Below are 18302 nucleotides of genomic sequence, written 5' to 3' on the forward strand. Positions count from 1 at the left end.
GCCGTCCGATCCACTACGGGTTCACGACTTGGGGCGCGGACTCGATGGGCGGCGCCAGCGCGTTGTTGACGATGACCGCCGCGCCGTTGCGCAGCTTGAAGACGCCGCTGCTGACCACGGACTCGCCCCCATTCAGCCCCGACATCACCGCGACCAGGTCTCCCCGCCGCTCCCCCAGCCTCACGAACCGCTGCCGCGCCACGAGGCCCGGCTTGCCCGCGGCGTCCTTGACCTCATCGATCACGTACACCGAGTCCCCGTAGGGCGCGAAGAGCACGGCCGTGGACGGAATCGCCACCACCGGACGGCGCTCTCCCGCGACGACCTCCACCCGGGCGAACATCCCCGGCATCAGGCGCCCGTCCTCGTTCGGCACGGTGGCGCGCATGCGCACGTTGCGTGAAGAGAGCTCGACCTCCGGGTTGATGGTCGTCAGCTCCCCCGTCCACGTCTCCCCCGGAAACACGTCGACATGGACGCGCACCTTCTGGCCCGACTTCACCTCCGCCAGCACCTGCTGCGGGAGGAGGAACTCCACCAGCGCCGGGGTCATGGAGTGGAGGGAGGCGATGGGGCTCCCCGGGGAGACGATCTGCCCCAGCTCCACCTGCCGGATGCCGATGCGGCCATCGAATGGCGCGCGGATGATCTTCTTCGAGATCAGGACTCGCAGGTTGGCGACCGTCGCCTCGGCCTGGACCGCCCGCGCCTCGGCGGACTCCAGGTCCGACGGGGTGTTGGCGCCCTGCTCGTGGAGCTTCTGGATGCGAGCACGCGTGCTCCGGGCCAGCACCGCCTCCGCCTCCGCGCCCATCAACTGGGCCGCCTCGCTGGAGGCATCCAGCTCCACGAGCACCTGCCCCTTCTTGACCCAGGCGCCGTTCTCGAAGCGGATGTCGCGGACGATGCCGGACATTTCGGAGCCCAGCGTCACCGCGCGCAGCGCGAGCACCGTCCCGACCGCGCTCCGGGTGGCCTCCCAATCCAGGGGCTCCGCCTTCGCGGAGGTGATGGCTTCGGGAGGGGCCGCGAACGAGGCCCCCGCCTGGATCATCGCGCCGATCTGCGCCGCCTTGATGCCGGCGAGCACGCCGACCACCGCGAGCAGCCCCAGGATGCCGAGGATCCACCGCTTGCGGCTGCTGCCACCGGGGGCGGGAGAGGGGGGGAGGACTTCAGGGGAAGGGTCGGTGACGGAGGCACGCATCGAGTCCGCTCAAGGGAATGGAGTGCGCGGCCGTGTAGCGGATTCACCCGAGACATGCGCTCTTGAAAATGCATTCGCCCTGTGGACTCTCCGCGTCGGGTTCGAACGCAAGGGATTGTCAGGGGAAACCAGGAAGAAGGCCCTGGATTCCTTGTCAAACGAGACACTGGTTGGGGGTCCGCATCACCAGGAATACGGAGTCGTGAACTCGCCTCTTTTGGATGCGGATGTCGGATGCCCCGCGGGGCCCGTGTCACTCCGCCGAGACCACGGTGCCCTGCGCAATCGCACACAGCTTCTCTTCGCCATCCTTGACGGCGAAGATCTCACACTGGCAGACGGCCTGCCGCTTTCCGGCCCCCTTCGCGTGGGCGCGGGCGATGAGCAGCGACCCGACGGCGGGCTTCAGATAGTTGATCTTGTATTCCGACGTGAGCGCGTTGCCCTTCAGCGCCAGCCCTCCCGCGAACGTGATGGCGTTGTCCGCGAGGTAGCTGAGCACGCCCCCGTGCACGAAGCCGTGCTGCTGCTTCAGGTGGTCCACGATGGGCAGCCGGAGCTCCGCGGTGCCTGGCCCTGAACTCGCGAGCCGCGCTCCGAGGAACTGGCTGAAGGGCTGGGATGCGAACACCTGACGTGCGAACTCCTGGAGGTCGTCCACTGCGTGCTCCTTGAACCGCGAAGGGGGAAATCCCGTCCGGGATCTTCCCCCCTGGGGCGGTCGGCGCCACCCAAATCATCCGGGGGGCCGGGCTACCCCTGCACGGGCGCGGGCGCGTTCACCGGCGGAGGCGGCTCCACTGGCGGCTTCACGATGAGCTGGCCCAGCGTGGGGCGCTTCGGCTTCTCGAAGGGGGCCAGCTTCACCGGCCGCCCCGTCCGCCCCGACTCCTGCAGCGCCGCGATGACCCGCACGTCCGCCAGACCTTCGATGCCGTTGGGCTCGGGCTCCCGGTCCTCCAGGACGCACTTCGAGAAGTAGATCAGCTCCGGCGCGAACTGGTCGCTGCTCTTGAACGTCCGCCGCTGCGTCTCCCCTCCCACCGTGAGGACATGCTCGATGTCCGAGCCGTAACCGAAGCCGTGCAGCACCAGCAGGTCCCCTTGCGTCCCCACCAGCCGGTAGCTCGACACCGCGGAGGCTTCGTGGCTGATGCCGAAGGTGGCCACCCTCCCCTTCGGGAAGCGCATCATCGCGAACGCGGACGCGTCCACGCCGTGGAACCTCCCGTCCCGGCCGCCGCTCGTGAACGCGAACACCTCACGCGGCTCGTCGCGGAACAGGAAGCGCGCGGCGTTGATGGGATAGGGCCCCTCGTCCAGCAACGCCCCGCCGCCCAACTCCACGCTCCTGCGGATGTCGCCCTCGCGCAGCTGCTGCGTCAGCGTCCCCGAGAACAGCAGCGGGTCCCCCAGCTTCCCGGTGCGCACCCACTCGATGGCGTGGAGGTTCGCCTCCTCGAAGTGCAGCCGGTAGGCGATCATCAGCCTCACGTCGTTCTCGTTCGTGACGCGGATCATCGCCTCGCAGTCCTGCACCGACGTGGCCATCGGCTTCTCGCAGAGGACGTGGACTCCCGCGCGCGCGGCGCGCTCCGTGAACGCCCGGTGCAGCGTGTTGGGCAGCGCGATGTAGACCGCGTCCACCTTCGCGTCGCGCAGCACCTGTTCGAAGTTCTCGTAGCCGGCCACCTGCTGGAGGCCGTAGCGGGCCTGGAGCGCATCCCGCTTCGTCTTGTCGGACGAGAGGACCGCCACCAGCTCGGAGTTCTCCGCCGCGTGCTGGAACGCCGGGAGGATGGCCACCTGCGCGAGGTTGCCCGCCCCGACCACCGCGTACCTCACGCGCCTGGATGTCCCCTGTGCCATCATGCACCTCTCCCGTGGAGTGACCCTACGCTGGTGACGCGGCGGGCCACGCCGCAAGCCGCGCCCCTTCCTCCGGTGCGCGGGCCGCATGAAGGGCAGGCAGGCGGGCCCCCACGGCTTTCGCCGAGCCCACCCCCGTCCTATGTCGTCCCCTGTTCGCCCATCCCCGAGGAGCCCATGGCCTTCAAGAAACTGCTCGCCCGCATGGGAATCGGCAGCGCCCGCGTGGACACGCGCCTGGAGCACGACACCGTGCGCGCCGGAGGCGACCTGCGCGGGCTCGTCTTCGTCCAGGGCGGCCACACGCCCCAGCGGATCGACCGCATCGAGCTGCACCTGATGGCGCAGTACCTCCAGCGGGACAATGACCGCCGCAGCGCGCTCAACGCCATCGTGCGCACCTGGCGCATCGCCAACCCCTTCACCCTCCAGCCCCGCGAGGAGCGCGAGCTGCCGTTCTCGCTGCGCGTGCCGGCCCACACCCCCATCACCGAGCGCGGCGCGCCGGTGTGGATCAAGACGGCGCTCGACATCGACAACGCCCTCAACCCCGAGGACAGCGACCGGATCCACGTCCTGCCCCACGCGTTCCTCCAGACCGTGCTCGACGCCGTCCAGCAGCTGGGCTTCCAGTGGAGGAACGCCTGGTGCGAGGCCGGCCCCCCGCTCGGGCGCGACGAGCCCTTCGTGCAGGAGCTGGAGTTCGACGCGGGCCCCGCGTGGCAGGGGCCCCCGCGCACGCTCGCCCTCCTGCCGTTTCCCCAGGAGGACGGCTTGGAGCTGATCCTCGACCTGGACCGCGGCCCCCGGGGCCTGACCTCCCTGCTGGAGGGCATGTCCCCCCAGGACGGCCGGCGCGAGCACCTGCGCCTGTCGTCCACCGAGCTGTCCCAGGGGACGGACGCGGTCGCGGAGCGGCTGGCGGCGCACCTGGGCTCCCGGGCCTGAAAGCCGGAAGGCCCGGCGCCTGAGTACGGCCCTGAACGGACCTGACGTCCCAAGTCCGCCGCCCGGGCGCGGAAGTGGTACAAGCCGCCCTGTGAAAGCTCCCCCGCCTCCCGCTGCCCCTGAAACCCCCACCTTCGACGCCCTCGGGCTCAAGCCCGAACTCGTCGAGGCGCTGACGTCGCTCGGCTACGAAGAGCCCACGCCCATCCAGGCCGCCGCGCTCCCGCCGTTGCTCGCGGAAAAGGACCTGCTCGGCATCGCCGCCACCGGCACCGGCAAGACCGCCGCCTTCTCGCTTCCGCTCCTCCAGCACCTCGTCCCGGGCGCCGCGACGCCCCACAGCACCTCCGCGCTGGTGCTCGTGCCCACGCGCGAGCTGGCCATGCAGGTGTCCGAGGCCATCCACCGCTACGGCCAGAAGCTGGGCGTGAGCGTGCTGCCGCTCTACGGCGGCCAGGAGATCGGCCGGCAGCTGCGCGTGCTCAAGCGCGGCGTGGACGTGGTCGTCGCCACCCCGGGCCGCGCGCTGGATCACCTGCGCCGCAAGACGCTGAAGCTGGACCAGGTGCGCACGGTGGTGCTGGACGAGGCCGACGAGATGCTCGACATGGGCTTCGCGGACGACCTGGAGGCCATCCTCTCCGAGACGCCCGAGGGGCGGCAGACCGCCCTCTTCTCCGCCACCCTGCCCCCGCGCATCGCCAGCATCGCGGAGCGCCACCTGAACGAGCCGGTGCGCGTGCGGATCGCGAAGGAGAAGCTGGAGGCCGGGGAGATGCCCCGCGTCCGGCAGACCGCCTACATCGTGCCGCGCGCCTTCAAGATCGCGACGCTGGGCCGGGTGCTGGACCTGGAGTCCCCCGCCGCCGCCATCGTGTTCTGCCGCACGCGCACGGAGGTGGATGAGCTCACCACGTCCCTCAACGGCCGTGGCTGGCGCGCGCACGCCCTGCACGGCGGCATGAGCCAGGAGCAGCGCGACCGGGTCATCAAGCAGTTCAAGTCCCAGGCGGCGGACCTGCTCATCGCCACGGACGTCGCGGCGCGCGGCCTGGACATCCCCCGGCTGACGCACGTGGTGAACTTCGACGTGCCCAACGCGCCGGAGGCCTACGTGCACCGCATCGGGCGCACCGGCCGCGCCGGGCGCGAGGGAGTGGCCATCACCCTGCTGGAGCCCCGCGAGCACCGGCTGCTGCGCAACATCGAGCGGCTCACGGGCCAGCGCATCGAGGTCTCCGCGGTCCCCACCGTGTCGGACCTGCGCGCCCGCCGCATGGAGATGATGCGCTCGTCGCTGCGCGAGGCGCTGGTCGGCGGGGAGCTGGAGGCCTTCCGCGGGGTGGTGGAGGACCTGTCCACCGAGTTCAGCGTCATGGACGTGGCCGCCGCCGCCATCAAGCTCCTCCAGGAGAAGGAGGACGAGGGCAAGGAGGCCACCGAGCAGGACATCCCGCAGGTGCAGGCGCCGACGGAGCGGAAGTTCGCGGCGCGCCCGGAGCGCTCCGGGCCTCCGGGCCGGGCGGGTGACCGTCCCGACCGGGGTGACCGCCCTGCGCGGGCGCCCCGCGCCGACCGGGGGGAGCGCGGAGACACGCGGGCCGCCGCGCGAGCGCCGGAGTGGAACGTCACGCGCCTGTTCATCGGCGCGGGCCGCACCGCGGGCATGCGGCCGGCGGACCTCGTGGGCGCCATCGCCGGCGAGGCGGGGCTCGACTCCTCGCGCATCGGCGCGATCCACATCGCGGACATGTACTCCATCGTGGAGGTGCCGGAGCCGGATGCCGCGCGCATCATCTCCGCGCTGAAGGGCTCCACGCTGCGCGGCCGCAAGGTCACGGTCCGCCGCGACACCCGCGACTGAAGCACCGCCTGCTCACCGGCCCGCGTCCAGGGCCGGTGGGTTCGCCAGGGCTCAGGGCGCGTCCGGATCCATGTCGGGCGCGCGCCCCAGCAGCAGCGGTGACGCGAGCCGGCTCTCCGGGTGCATGCGCAGCAGCGCGTGGATGACGCCGCCCAGCCCCGCCATCAGTCCCGGAGAGAACGCGTCGCGGGCCAGCCCCGCCACCGGTCCGCGGGCCTCCAGTCCGGAGAGCAGCTCCGCGTCCAGCCCTTCCCGGTCGGGCGCCTGGGGATCAGGAGCGACGCGCCGCCCGGTCTCCAGCAGCTCCCACAGTCCCAGGTCGCCATGGCACAGGGTGTGGGTCCAGCCGAAGCCCTCACGCAGGCCCGCGCTCCGGGCGCGCTGGAACAGCGACTCGTAGCGCGAGGCCCCGGTGCGCGCGAAGAGGTCCGCCGCCGCCAGTCCAATGCCCGTGCTGCCGTGGCACCAGGTGGTCAGCTGATCCGTGGCGTCCGGGCGCCGCAGGTCCGTCCAGAGGCCGGGCTCCGGCCGGTACAGCCCCTCCACGAAGTCGAAGGCGCGCTCGGCCAGGCTCCGCCACCGCCGCCGGTCCGCCGCGGAGCCCGCGGCGCTCAATCCCAGACGCGCCAGCGCCCAACCGATGCCCACCGCGCCATGCGCGAAGCCGCCAATGGGGTCGGGGAACATCGACGTCGCCCATCGGGCGTCCCCCGTGGCGCTCGACGCGGCGTCCTCCAGCCGCCGGCCCGCGTGCGCCGCGATGTCCAGCCACCGGGACTCGCCTGTCTGGTCCACCAGGTTGAGCAGCGGAACGATGGTGCCCGCCACGCCGCCCAGCACCTCCAGCAGGCCGTCACCGTCGAGCACCTCGCGCGTCAGCGCCGCCGCGCGTGAGCGGGCCCGCTCCAGCGCGCCAGGGACCGTGCCCAGGTCGTGCAGCGTGGACCAGATCCACACCTGGGACGCGAGCCCGGAGAAGCCACCCGGCTGCTTCACGGGGACCCGGTCCTCCGTCGCGCGCAGCACCGCGAGCGTGCCCTCCAGCGTCTGGGCCAGATCCTCCACCGGCTCCGCGCGGCCGTGGTGCACCTCGCGCTGGTATTGGGCCAGGACCACCGCGACGCCGCCCTGGCCGCTGTAGAGCTCCGCGGAGAGCGGCCGCACCGCCCAGCCAAACTCGGCGAGGACCGGGCTGATCCACGTGACCGTCCCGTCGGGTCCGCGCACGGCCGCGTCGCGCACGCGGCGGACCAGCGTGGACAGCAGCGCCCTCCTGCGAGAGTCCAGCTGCTCCCGGCGCGCGGGCGTGGACGGCGCCGGGACGCGCGGCGGCAGGGCCTTCTCATTGAGGTACGCGCTCACCAGCGTGCTCTGGATGGTCATCTCCTCCAGCGCCACGTCCACCGAACGCCAGGCCGCCACGGTGGTGTCGATCAAGCCGCGCGACACCGGCACGGTGAACACGGGGATGTCGCCGGCGCTCAGGTCGGCGATCTCCTCGTCGATGAGGGACACCGCGGAGGGGGCTCCGGGAGAGACCTCGGCGTTGCGGCGCATCACGTCCCGCGCCCGCGCATGGGCCTTGGGCGCGTCGTGCAGCGAAGCCGGGTGCCAGAGCATGCGCATCAGCTCCGCGTAGGTCTGCGTGGGCCGCAGGATCCGCCGCACCACCGCGCCCGCGAACGGCTCCAGCAACGGGCGGAGGTCTCCGTGCGCGTCCAGCGACTTCATCCGCGCGGTGAGCTCGCGAAAGCCCTCGACGACCTGGTCCCAGTGGCGCGCGAGCACGGGCTCGGGGCTGGGGTGGTTGCTCGAAGGGGGGCGGTCCACCCGCGTCATGCCCAGCCGGGCCCCGTCCGTGCCCCCATCCACGATGGTGGGGACGGAGATGCGCGGCTGCTGTCCCGGGAGCGAGCCCGCGGCGGAGATGTCCAGGCCTCCCAGCCCCGGTCCCCCGCTGCGCACCGGCAGCAGCCCGGTCCGCAGGACGGTGCCCCGGATGGCCTTCGCGGCCAGGTCCACCGCCAGCCCGCGCTCGGACAGAGGCACCGGGGGATCCGGCGTGAAGAGGCTCTCCACGTCCACCACCACGGGCACCGGCCCGTGCGCGATGAGGTTCTCCGAGTGCAGGTCCGTGCCTCCCAGCAGCCGCATCACCGCGAGCCAGTGCCCCAGGTTCCGGTAGAAGCGCGCCAGCTCCGCGGGGCCCTCGCAGTAGCGATGCGACACGAACTCCGCCCAGCCGTAGCTGGAGCGCACGAGCACCTCGGGAACGCGGATCCGCGTGGCCTCCGCGTCCGGCGCGAGCAGCCGAAGCAGCAACCCCGTCAGCGCGCGGTCCACGCGCACGCACCGGGGCTTGTAGAGCACCGTGCCGTCCTCCAGCTCCACCAGCGCGACCGTCTGTCCGCCCCGGTGGGCATCCCCCTGGCCCAGCCGCAGGCCCTTGAGGGCGCCCCGGGGATGTCCGGGGAGCGTGGCCAGGGCCTCCCGGTCCGCGACGAACCGGTCCGCGAGCCGCAGCACCGCCTGGGTCTGGAGCCGGCCCACGGTGGCGATCCGGTCGAGCAGCGGTGGATAGCGGGCGCGCAGGTGCGCGTGGAAGCCCGAGCTACAGGCCCGGTCGAGGAACTGGGCCCAACGACCCTGCGTGTCCGTGGCGTCGAGCCGGCCCTCCAGCCCCGCCGCGTGCAGCTCCAGCAGCAGCACCCGGTTGAGCTTGAGCTGGGCACTGAAGCCCAGCGCTTCGCGAGCCGCCGCCTCCACCACGTCGCGCTCCGCGGATGAGAGTCCGTCCGTCCGCGACAGCCGCTCCGCCAGCGCGTCCAGGTGCGGCGCCAGCAGGACATTCACGGGGCGCGCGAGCCACCCGGCAGGGGGGACCTCGGCGACCATCGACGCTTCCTCGTGCACCATGTGGGGGGCTCCCTGGGGGATGGGGACCGGCGGAAGGGACGCGGGGATGGGCCCTCCGGCACCCGGGGCAGGCGCCGGAGGGGAACTTCAGGCGGACGAGGGGTGTCCGCCGCGGATCAACAACAGAAGACGTGGGCGGAGGCGGTGCAGCTGCTGCAGCCCGTGTCCGCCACCAGGTTGGATTCGGTGAGCGCCTGTTCCGTTCGCGCACCTCCCACGAACACCGGGCCCGCCGGGTTGGTCATTCCCTGGGACTCCTCATCACCGGACAGCCAGCCCTTCACCACATCCTGGACCTCGGGCTTCTTCGTCATGAGCGTTCTCCCTTTGCGGCCAGCCGCGCGTGGCGAGGGGTGCCATCACGCCGGACGCGAGGAACACTTGAACACAGACGTTCTTCGCAATGCCAGACGCAGCAGGACAAAGACAGATTATTCCGGAATGACTTTCATTGCCACGCCATGACTCCAGGTCTGCGCGAATGGGATGTAAGGGATTGCCACCACGCCCCTGCCCCGTGGGGCGAGTGGGCTGTGGACTGCGCGACAGCCAGCCCTGCGGGCGGAGCCCAGGGTCTCCCTCCCGACCCTCTGTCCATAGCGAAAGCCCTGGGGCCGACAGCCCGGCTTCGTGTCCGCTCTCTCCTGGTGGGAGGGGACGTTTAGGATGAACGGACGAGGTGAACGTGGAGCGCCCGATTCCCAGAGCGGAAGACCCGCTGATCCTCAACGGCATCGATGGCGTCACGGGCCAGTATCTGGTGCCGCCCATCGCGCTGCCCGCGGCCGCGGAGGTGGCGGAGCCTCGGGCGGAGGCCGAGTACTTCGAGGCCTGGAAGAAGTGGCTCCAGCACCTCCCCATGCGGGTGTCCTTCGGGCTGCCGCCGGACGCACCACCAGAGGACTACACGCAGTCCGGCTGGGGCGTGGTGTTCGCCGCGTCGGTCCCGGAGGCGGTTCGCCGGGGGCTGGAGCCGCTGATCGACCACCGCCGTGGCCGCGCGGAGGCGGATCGGTTCCATGTCCTCACGTACCAGCCGGGAGAGACGGCGCATCAGTTCCTCGAGCGCCACGGCGCGCCCATTGGCGACGTGGAGCCAACGGCCGTGCCCTACTACCTCCTGCTCGTGGGAGGACCGGACGTCATCCCGTTCGACGTGCAGCACTCGCTGTCGCTCTCCTATTCCGTGGGCCGCCTCTCCTTCGACACCCCGGCGGAGTACACGCGATACGCGGAGAGCGTCGTGGCATATGAGACCGGCGCCTCCGTGCCCAACCACCGGCAGGTGGTGGGCTGGGGACCCAAGCACCTGGGGGACCGCTCCACGGAGCTCAGCGCCGACAGCCTCGTCGCCCCGTTGTTCCGGGGCGCTCCCGCGGATCAACCTCCGCAGATCGCGAAGACGGTGGCCGCGAAGCTCCGCTACGCCAGCCGTGACGCGCTCGAGGACGACGCGACCAAGGAGTGGTTGCTCGCCGCGCTCCACGGCCGGGAAGCGCGGCCGGCGGTGCTCTTCACCGCGTCCCACGGCGTCGGGTTCAAGGCGTGTGATCCGCTCCAGCTCCAGCATCAGGGCGCGTTGTTGAGCCAGGACTGGACGGGCTTTGGCGGGATGGCGCCCGCGCACTACGTGGCGGCCTCGGACATCCGGGATGACGCCCGGCTCCACGGGCTCGTGGCCTTCTTCTTCGCGTGCTTCGGCGCGGGCACGCCCGCCCAGGATGAGTTCCCGCTCACGGCCGCCCGGAGTGGCGAGGCCCTGGCCGCCGCGCCCTTCGTCGCGGCCCTGCCCCGCCGGCTGCTGGCCCATCCCAACGGCGGCGCGCTGGCGGTCATCGGACACGTGGAGCGGGCCTGGGGCTTCTCCATCAAGCCGCTCCAGATGGCGCAGACCACGGTGCACCCGTTCCGCAACACGCTGTGGAAGATCATGGCCGGCATGCCCGTGGGGCACGCGCTGCGCGACTTCCGCGACCGGTTCTCCGCCGCGAACAACATCCTGCTGACGCACCTGGATGCCAACACCTCCAATGGCAAGCTGGCCCCCCGCGAACTGCTCCACCGGTGGATCGAGCGCAACGACGCTCGCAACTACGCGGTGCTCGGCGACCCCGCCGTGAGCCTCCGGCACAACGACCTGCAGGCGCTTCCCTGAAAGGAGCATGGACCGATGCGAACGCTCATCCTCAGCGACCTCCACCTCGGCAACGGCGGGCCCTACGACATCTTCGCGGGCGCCGCCGAGCTGCCCGCCCTGCTCGACGCCTCCGCCCAGCCCCCCACCCACGTCGTCCTCAACGGGGACACCTTCGACTTCCTGCTCAACGACGACCCGCTCGCGGTGGACTCCCAGCGCGCGGTGGAGCAGGCCCGGGCCCTGGTGACCGCCGCGCCGACGGCGCCGTCGCTGAAGGCGCTGGGGCGGGCCCTGGCCGCGGGGGGGCGGGTGACGATGGTGGTGGGCAACCATGACCTGGAGCTGGCCCTGCCCGACGTGCAGGCCGTGGTGCGCGCGGCGCTGGGGCAACCCGATTCCGTGACCTCCCGGTTGGAGTTCCGGGATGGCACCGCGCCGCTCCAGCTGAGCGTCGGCGGCGCCCGAGTGCTCGTCACCCACGGTGAGCACACCGACGTGACGAACCGCATCGACTACGACGCGCTGCTGTCCTCGGAGCGCGCGAGCCGGTTCCATTACCCACCGGGCTCGGTCCTGGTGAAGACCCTGCTCAATCCGCTCAAGCACCAGCATGGCTTGCGGTTCATGGACCTGCTGAAGCCAGACTTCCAGGGCGCGGTGATGGTGGGGCTCGGCGTGAAGCCGGAAGCGCTCCGGGTCCTGTTCACGTCCGGGACGCTCACCGTCATCCGGCGCCTGCTGGAGAACCGGGGCCTGGCCCCATCCTTCGCGTTGGAGCCCATGGACGCGGTGGGCCCATCGGACGCGGACGGGCACCTGGCGCGCACGCTCGCGCGGGTGGACCTGAGTGACGATGAAGTCGACGCGCTGCTGTCCGCGCTCGACGCGGAGAACCTGGATGCCTTCGACACGCCAGGGGCTCTGGGCCGCGCCCGGCTGAAGCTGGCCCGGGCGGGCTTCGCGCTCTACGCGCACCTGCACCGCTCGGTCGCGGGAAGCACCGGCTCGGTCTACTTCGGGCTCGAGCCTGGGAAGGACGAGCTCGCGGAGCTGGAGCGGCTGGGCAGGAAATACAGCCCCCAGGCGGTGGTGATGGGCCACACCCACGCGGCCCGCTGGCACGAGGGCCCTGGCCCCGTCTACGCCAACACCGGCACGTGGATCTCGCTCTTGCGGCTTCCCTCCCCGGACGATTCCGACGCGGACTGGGCGGAGTATCTGGCGGAGCTCCAGTCCAACCCCGCGCTGGAGCCAGCGAAGCAGCAGCGGGCCCGGCTGGAGCACCGCTTCACCTGCGTGGAGGTCGTGCCGCGGGCCTCGGCGCCGGGAGCGACGCTGCGGCTGGCGCAGTGGACGGCGCAAGGCCTCCAGACGCTGCGAGCCGCGGAGCTCCCAGCCGGCGGCTGAGCCACACGGCGTGCGCGGTCAGCGCGTCGCGGTGCGGTCGGCCACGGCGGACAGCACGCCGTGCACCACCGCCAGCACGCCAGCACAGGCGACGAGGAATGGCGGCAGGAGCGCCAGTCCCCACCGCTCCGCGATGAAGCCCGCGAGGCTGGGGAGGGCCGCGACGCCCATGGTGGCCGCGCTCACCTGGAAGCCCACCGCGTGTCCGGAGACGTCGGTGCCCACCCGGCGCGGTGTCTCCGACATCAGGCCCGGGAAGATGGGGGCCAGCGCGAACCCCAACACGACCAGCCCCACCACGGGGGGCACGCTGGGGAGCGTGAACAAGAGCACGCCCACCACCGCGAGCACGGTGCAGACCCGCAGCATCCGCACGGGCCCCAGCCGCTCCACGATGAAGCCGGACAGGATCCGCCCCACCAGCAAGGCGCCCCAGTAGAGGCTCACGAAGGTGCCGGCCACGGAGGTGTGCAGGCCGCGGCTCTCGGTGAGCACCGTGTAGCTCCACTGACCGGCCGTGACCTCCACGCCGGTGTAGAAGAAGAACGTGGCGATCTGCAGCCAGACACGCGGCCGGCGGACGGCGTCGAGCGCTGAGCCGGTGGGGTGCCCGGCATCCACCTCACCGTCCGCCCTCGCCGGCCCATCCCACTGTCGGCGCGTGAAGAGGAACGTGATCGCGAGCACGCCCAGCGTCGCCCCGATGACGGCATATCCGGACCGCCACCCCGCGCCCCGAGTCAGCAGCGCCGTCATCAGCGCGGGCCCCAGCGCGGCGCCGACGCTGTACGCGGCATGCAGCCAGTTCATGTGCTTGGGCCCGAAGTTCTGGGCCGCGTAGTTGTTGAGCGCGGAGTCGATGGCGCCCGAGCCGAACCCGATGAAGCACGCGGCGAGCAGGAAGAGCGCGAACAGCGGCACCGTCGCGTACCCCGCGAGCCCCAGGGCCACGCTCCCCGTGCTGAGCGCCAGCAGGAGGCCCAGCTTGAGCGCCCGCATCAACCGGCCCGCGAGCAGGCCGGAGAAGAAGTACGCCACCGCCGCCGTGGAGAGGATGGCCCCCATGCCTGTCTGCGGCAGTCCGAAGGTGGCGCGCAGCGAGGGCCATGCGACGCCCAGCACGGCATCCGGAAGCCCCAGGCTGATGAAGGCCAGGTAGGCAAGCACGAGGAGCGCGGGGCGGGGCTTGAGGACGGACGGGGCGGAGGTCACGGGCGCGCAACCTAGACCGCGCTCGGGCATTCCCTCGTGCATTTCGGTGGCATTCCATCTGGCCCTTGACGTTGCCACTGGTGTCAGGCCGTAGGGTCCGTTCCCAGGAGAGCAGGATGAACATCGGAGAACTCGCTCGCCGCACGGGTTGCAGTGCGCGCTCCATCCGCCATTACGACAAGGCAGGGCTCGTCGCCTCGCACCGCCGCGACAACGGCTACCGGGACTTCGGCGAAGACGCGGTGCCCCAGGTGATGCAGGTGGCCCGGATGATCCGCCGGGGCTTCTCGCTGGAGGAGATCGCCACCTTCCCGCCCTGCATGCTCCGTCAGGTCACCGACTCCATCTGCCCGGACGCGCTCGCGGCCCACCGCGAGCGTCTGGCCGAGGTGGACCGGCAGCTCTTCGACCTCGCGCGCCTGCGGGAGCGGCTGCTCGCCGTGCTGGACGCCAACGCCTCCCCCGACGAAGGAACACCCCATGAACCGTCGTGACGTGATGAAGACCGCCGTGCTGGGCACGGGCCTGCTGCCCACAGGAGTCGGCCTCGCCGCCACTCCCGCGAACGCCGCGCGCAAGTCCCGGACGTTCCTGCTGGTGCACGGCGCGTGGCACAACGCCCTGCATTGGACGCGCGTCTCGGAGGCCCTGTCCGCCCGCGGGCATCAGGTGGTGGCCATCGATCTGCCCGGCCACGGCCTCAACGCGCGCTTCCCCGCGTCCTATCTCACCGGAGACGCGGCGCGCTTCGCCGTGGAACGCTCGCCCCATGCGGAGCTCACGCTGGACGACTGCGCCTCGGCGGTGGTCGCGGCGCTGGAGAAGCTCCAGGACGGACCGAAGCCCGTGCTCGTGGGCCACAGCGCGGGGGGCACGGTCATCACCCGCGCGGCGGAGATGGCCCCGCACCTCATGGGACGGCTGGTCTACCTGAGCGCCTACGTCCCGCTGCGCCTCCAGAGCGCCAGCGCCTACGGCGCCCTGCCCGAGGCGCGCACCGGCCACGGCGAGAGCCTCTTCATCGGCGACCCCGCGAAGCTGGGCGCGGTGCGGATCAACCCGCGCGGCGACGCGGCGTACCGGGAGGCGCTGCGAGCGGGCTTCTACCAGGACGTGGACGAAGCGGCCTTCCTGCCCTTCGCGCTCACCCTCACCCCTGACATCCCGCTGTCCCTGTGGATCGGCAAGGTAGGCGCGACGAAGGAGCGTTGGGGACGCGTCCCCCGCAGCTACCTTCGCTGCTCACGGGACCGCGCCCTGGCCCCTGCCCTCCAGGACCTGATGATCCGCGAGGCGGATGCCTTCACGCCGGGCAACACCTTCACCGTGGACACGCTGGAGTCCTCGCACTCGCCGTTCGCGTCCCAGCCCCGGCGACTGGCCGACCTGCTGGACGGCCTGCGCTGACACCCCATCTCAGAAAATGGACAGGCCGGTCAGCGTCGTGAACCGGTCCAAGGCCTCCACGCCCGCCACCGAGTTGCCTCGCGCATCCAGGCCGGGGCTCCACACGCACAGGGCACACCGGTTGGGGATGACGGCGATGATGCCGCCCCCCACGCCGCTCTTGCCTGGCAGGCCCACGCGATAGGCGAACTCGCCCGCCGCGTCATACGTGCCGCAGGTGAGCATCACCGCGTTGACCTGCTTGGCCTGGCTGCGCGTGAGCAGCCGTGAACCATTCGCGAGCTGGCCATGCCGGGCGAGGAAGCCGCAGGCTCGCGCCAGGTCCGCGCAGCTCATCGCCAGCGAGCACTGCCAGAAGTAGTGCTCCAGCACCTTCGGAACCGCGCCTTCCATGTTCCCGTAGCTGGCCATGAAGTGCGCCAGGGCGCGGTTGCGGTGGCCGTGCTCCGCCTCCGACGCGGCGATGACCGGATCGAAGTCCACGGACGGGTTGCCGCTCTCCGCCCGGAGGAAGTCGCGCAGCGTGCCGCGCGCATCCCCGGTGAGGTGTTGCAGCCGGTCGGTGATGACCAGCGCGCCCGCGTTGATGAACGGGTTGCGAGGGATGCCCTGCTCGTACTCCAACTGGACCAGCGAGTTGAACGGGTTGCCAGAGGGCTCCTTGCCCACGCGCCGCCACAGCGCGTCCCCATCCCGCGACAGCGCGAGCGCCAGCGTGAACACCTTGGAGATGCTTTGGATGGAGAAAGGCTCACGCCAGTCGCCGACGCCGTACAGGTCGCCTTCCACCGTCGCGAGCGCCATGCCGAAGCGGCGGGGATCCACCGCCGCCAGCGCCGGGATGTAGGTCGCCACGCGCCCCTGTCCCAGCACCGGGCGCACCGCGTCCCACACGTCCAACAACACCGCCTGGTAGTCCATGCGCCCTCATCCTCGTCTGGAAAGCGGGTTCGGACTTCCAGAAAATCCGCGCCACGGTGTCTGCTGGAGCATGCGCCTCCTTTCGACCACGCTGCTGGCCCTGGCCTTCCTGGGCTCGTTCCCCACCGCCTGCTGCAGCAAGCCCAGCCCGTCCGCGAACTCCTGTCAGTCCCCGGACGACATGCCCACGGACCCGGGCACCGTCCAGGTGACGCAGCTGGGCTCGGGCTCGCTCGACGCCGCGGGCCAGACGTGGCCATACCAGCTCCTGCGGCTGGAGGTGCCCGGTCGGGCGGCCACCTATGCGCAGTGGTTCCCTCCCCGGAAGCCGGGCGTGTCGCCCATCGTGGTGCTCACCAAGCCCTACGACGGCATCGCGTGGACCGGCGAGACCGTGGACGCGAAGTGGGCCGCGCGCGGCAGTGGCCTGCACCCCGATGACAGCGAGCCGCACTTCGGACCGGGCTCGTCGTCCATCGCCTACACGCCCACGACGCCGGAGCTCGTCGCGAGCGAGTCCTTCGTCTACCTCTTCCATGACTTCGGCGTGCTCGCCGTCTTCGGCCGCTTCTACGCGGGCGGCGACCTCCAGAACGACCGCGACGACATGAACGCGGGCATGCGCTTCCTCGCCCAGGCCCCGAACGTGGACACCACGCGCATCGGCATCTTCGGGGGCTCCTGGGGTGGCTACGAAGCGCTCTATGCCGCGGCGGACGCACCCGCGACGGTGGTGCCCAGCGTGGGCGTCGCCCTCTCGCCCTTGTCCGACTTCGCGCAGGAGGTGGACTACGTGAGCCGCGTCGTTCCCTCGCGCGTGAGCGACGCTGCGCTGCGGTCGCGCTACCAGCAGTTCTTCGAGCCCTACTTCCGACGCATCTACGCCACCACCGGAGGCGACCCGCTGTCGTCCGGTACGGACTACACGCGCTGGACGGCCGCCCACCTGGCCGCGACGGTCCAGACGCCGTTCCTCATCCTCCACGACGACTGGGACACCCTCATCCCCGTGGAGCACACGCGCGCCCTGGTCTCCCAGGCGCCCCATCGCTTCACGCCGATGTACTTCCAGAACACGGCCGCGGTGGACTGGAACACGCTGCCGCCGGACCACGGGCCCCTGCTCTCCACGCACGGCAACGTCATCATCACGCTGAGCCTGGGACACCTCCTCGTGAAGCTGGGAGGCGCGGAGCAACCCCTCTACATCCCCTACGGGGCGGGCACCGTGGGCGCGTGGCTTCGGGGTGTGCGCGCCAGCCAGGAGCAGGACCGCGACGTGAGCGACGTGGCGCCACGCCTGCTGGAGCTCACCGACCCGCGCGTGCAGATGCTGGAGGCCACGCAGGGGACGCTCCAGCCGGGCGCCGCCTTCGTCGCGGAGCAGGTCAACGCCATCTGGGGCACGTCCTTCACCGCCGCCACCGTCCGGACAGCGCTCGAGCCCGGCCTGCCCACACCGTGATCAGCGCACGCCCGCGCGCTTCGCCAGCTCCTGGGCGAGCGCGCGCAGCTCCTCCGCGCCGGGAGCGTTCGGGCTCACGTCGAAGACCACCTCGTAGCCCAGCCCCGCCTGGTTGATGGACTCCGAGCGCGGGATGCGCGTGCGCAGCACCGGCACCGTCACCTCCTTCAGCGCCTCCTCCATCGCCTCGTTGGTCGCGGGCGTGCGCCGGTCCCAGAGGTTCACCGCGGCCACCAGCTGGCCGCCGTCCTCGCGCACCTCGCGCCACGCCGTCTCGATCTCGCCCAGGCCCTGCAACGCGAACGCGCCCGTGGGCACCGGCGCCACCACCACGTCCGCGAAGCACAGCACGGCCTCCGTGAACGCGCCGATGCTCGGCGGCGTGTCCACGATGATGACGTCCGGCGTCCACGACAGCGTCTTCAGCGCGCGAGGAATCGCCTGAAGCCGGTGGCCCCAGCCGAACAGCTCGCGCTCCAACGCCGCCATGCGCGGCGCCCCCGGCGCGATGAACAGCCCCGGCCGCTTGGGCGACGCCACCACCACCTCGTCCAGCTTGTGCTTCGGTCGGGCCCCGAAGGCGTCCGCCACGCACGGGCCCTCGCGCGACTCCAGGCCCAGCACCAGCGATGCGTGCGCCTGCGGATCCAGGTCCAGCAGCAACACCCGCCGGCCCGCGTCCGCCAGCGCCGCGGCCACGTGCGAGCACAGGGTGGTCTTCCCGACGCCACCCTTGATGGTACAGAACGCGATCGTCGGCATGGCCCTGGGGTCTACCAGGATTCCGCCGCCCCGAGGACCGCCCCGGAATGGACCGCCCGCCCGATCCAGAGCGCCCCGAAACGGAGCGGTCCGTCCTTCCCCGCCCCCCCCCACTCCAGTGATTCCAACCCCTTGGCGCTGGCACTCCACGTGCTGTGTCCCCCTCACGTCAGGGCGCCTCCAGCGG

The 18302-nt window shown here is 71.5% G+C and carries 15 protein-coding genes; 7 read left to right on the forward strand and 8 right to left on the reverse strand.

What is annotated here, in order from left to right; all coding sequences use genetic code 11:
* Positions 1-13: 13 nt before the first annotated feature.
* The 3 genes from FOF48_RS21965 to FOF48_RS21975 all read right to left on the reverse strand — a co-directional run bounded on the left by FOF48_RS21965 (position 14) and on the right by FOF48_RS21975 (position 3052).
* The gene (locus tag FOF48_RS21965; RefSeq protein ID WP_143904700.1) at positions 14-1207 is read right to left on the reverse strand and encodes an efflux RND transporter periplasmic adaptor subunit; all 1194 of its coding nucleotides are present in this window, start codon (positions 1205-1207) and stop codon (positions 14-16) included.
* Positions 1208-1460: 253 nt separating this feature from the next.
* On the reverse strand, positions 1461-1868 hold the full coding sequence (locus tag FOF48_RS21970) for a PaaI family thioesterase (protein WP_143904701.1): 408 nt from the start codon (positions 1866-1868) through the stop codon (positions 1461-1463).
* 92 nt (positions 1869-1960) lie between these two features.
* Entirely contained in the window at positions 1961-3052 is a 1092-nt protein-coding gene (locus FOF48_RS21975) for a Gfo/Idh/MocA family protein (RefSeq protein WP_255442526.1), read from the reverse strand.
* Positions 3053-3253: 201 nt separating this feature from the next.
* Here FOF48_RS21975 and FOF48_RS21980 point away from each other — a divergent pair, with 201 nt between their 5' ends.
* Together FOF48_RS21980 and FOF48_RS21985 are read left to right on the forward strand one after the other, a co-directional pair.
* On the forward strand, positions 3254-4024 hold the full coding sequence (locus tag FOF48_RS21980) for a sporulation protein (RefSeq protein WP_143904702.1): 771 nt from the start codon (positions 3254-3256) through the stop codon (positions 4022-4024).
* A gap of 91 nt (positions 4025-4115) precedes the next feature.
* Positions 4116-5888: a DEAD/DEAH box helicase gene (locus tag FOF48_RS21985; RefSeq protein WP_143904703.1), complete on the forward strand. Its 1773-nt coding sequence runs from the start codon at positions 4116-4118 to the stop codon at positions 5886-5888.
* Between the two features lie 51 nt (positions 5889-5939).
* Here the strand turns inward: FOF48_RS21985 and FOF48_RS21990 are convergent, their stop codons facing one another.
* Entirely contained in the window at positions 5940-8804 is a 2865-nt protein-coding gene (locus FOF48_RS21990) for a type 2 lanthipeptide synthetase LanM family protein (protein ID WP_143904704.1), read from the reverse strand.
* 116 nt (positions 8805-8920) lie between these two features.
* On the reverse strand, positions 8921-9118 hold the full coding sequence (locus FOF48_RS21995; protein ID WP_143904705.1) for a DUF6229 family protein: 198 nt from the start codon (positions 9116-9118) through the stop codon (positions 8921-8923).
* 371 nt (positions 9119-9489) lie between these two features.
* Here FOF48_RS21995 and FOF48_RS22000 point away from each other — a divergent pair, with 371 nt between their 5' ends.
* Both FOF48_RS22000 and FOF48_RS22005 read left to right on the forward strand, forming a co-directional pair.
* A complete protein-coding gene (locus FOF48_RS22000) occupies positions 9490-10959 on the forward strand; it encodes a hypothetical protein (RefSeq protein ID WP_143904706.1) in 1470 nt (489 codons plus the stop codon).
* Positions 10960-10974: 15 nt separating this feature from the next.
* A complete protein-coding gene (locus FOF48_RS22005) occupies positions 10975-12348 on the forward strand; it encodes a metallophosphoesterase (RefSeq protein WP_143904707.1) in 1374 nt (457 codons plus the stop codon).
* Between the two features lie 18 nt (positions 12349-12366).
* Here FOF48_RS22005 and FOF48_RS22010 read toward each other — a convergent pair whose 3' ends face one another.
* Entirely contained in the window at positions 12367-13560 is a 1194-nt protein-coding gene (locus FOF48_RS22010) for a sugar MFS transporter (RefSeq protein ID WP_255442529.1), read from the reverse strand.
* 116 nt (positions 13561-13676) lie between these two features.
* Between FOF48_RS22010 and FOF48_RS22015 the strand changes: the two genes are divergently transcribed.
* Both FOF48_RS22015 and FOF48_RS22020 read left to right on the forward strand, forming a co-directional pair.
* On the forward strand, positions 13677-14054 hold the full coding sequence (locus FOF48_RS22015) for a MerR family transcriptional regulator (RefSeq protein WP_143904708.1): 378 nt from the start codon (positions 13677-13679) through the stop codon (positions 14052-14054).
* A complete protein-coding gene (locus FOF48_RS22020; RefSeq protein ID WP_143904709.1) occupies positions 14041-14967 on the forward strand; it encodes an alpha/beta fold hydrolase in 927 nt (308 codons plus the stop codon). Before FOF48_RS22015 ends, FOF48_RS22020 begins: the two co-directional genes overlap by 14 nt.
* Positions 14968-14976: 9 nt before the next feature.
* On the opposite strand, the gene FOF48_RS22025 is transcribed toward FOF48_RS22020, so the two are convergent.
* The gene (locus FOF48_RS22025) at positions 14977-15888 is read right to left on the reverse strand and encodes a glutaminase (RefSeq protein WP_143904710.1); all 912 of its coding nucleotides are present in this window, start codon (positions 15886-15888) and stop codon (positions 14977-14979) included.
* 70 nt (positions 15889-15958) lie between these two features.
* Here FOF48_RS22025 and FOF48_RS22030 point away from each other — a divergent pair, with 70 nt between their 5' ends.
* Positions 15959-17353: a S9 family peptidase gene (locus FOF48_RS22030; protein WP_143904711.1), complete on the forward strand. Its 1395-nt coding sequence runs from the start codon at positions 15959-15961 to the stop codon at positions 17351-17353.
* Here FOF48_RS22030 and FOF48_RS22035 read toward each other — a convergent pair whose 3' ends face one another.
* Complete coding sequence (locus tag FOF48_RS22035; protein ID WP_143904712.1) at positions 17354-18115, reverse strand: ParA family protein; 762 nt, start codon at positions 18113-18115, stop codon at positions 17354-17356.
* Positions 18116-18302 lie beyond the last annotated feature (187 nt).

Origin of the sequence: Corallococcus sp. Z5C101001 (assembly GCF_007352635.1) — a bacterium.
In the GTDB taxonomy this organism is placed as follows: domain Bacteria; phylum Myxococcota; class Myxococcia; order Myxococcales; family Myxococcaceae; genus Corallococcus; species Corallococcus silvisoli.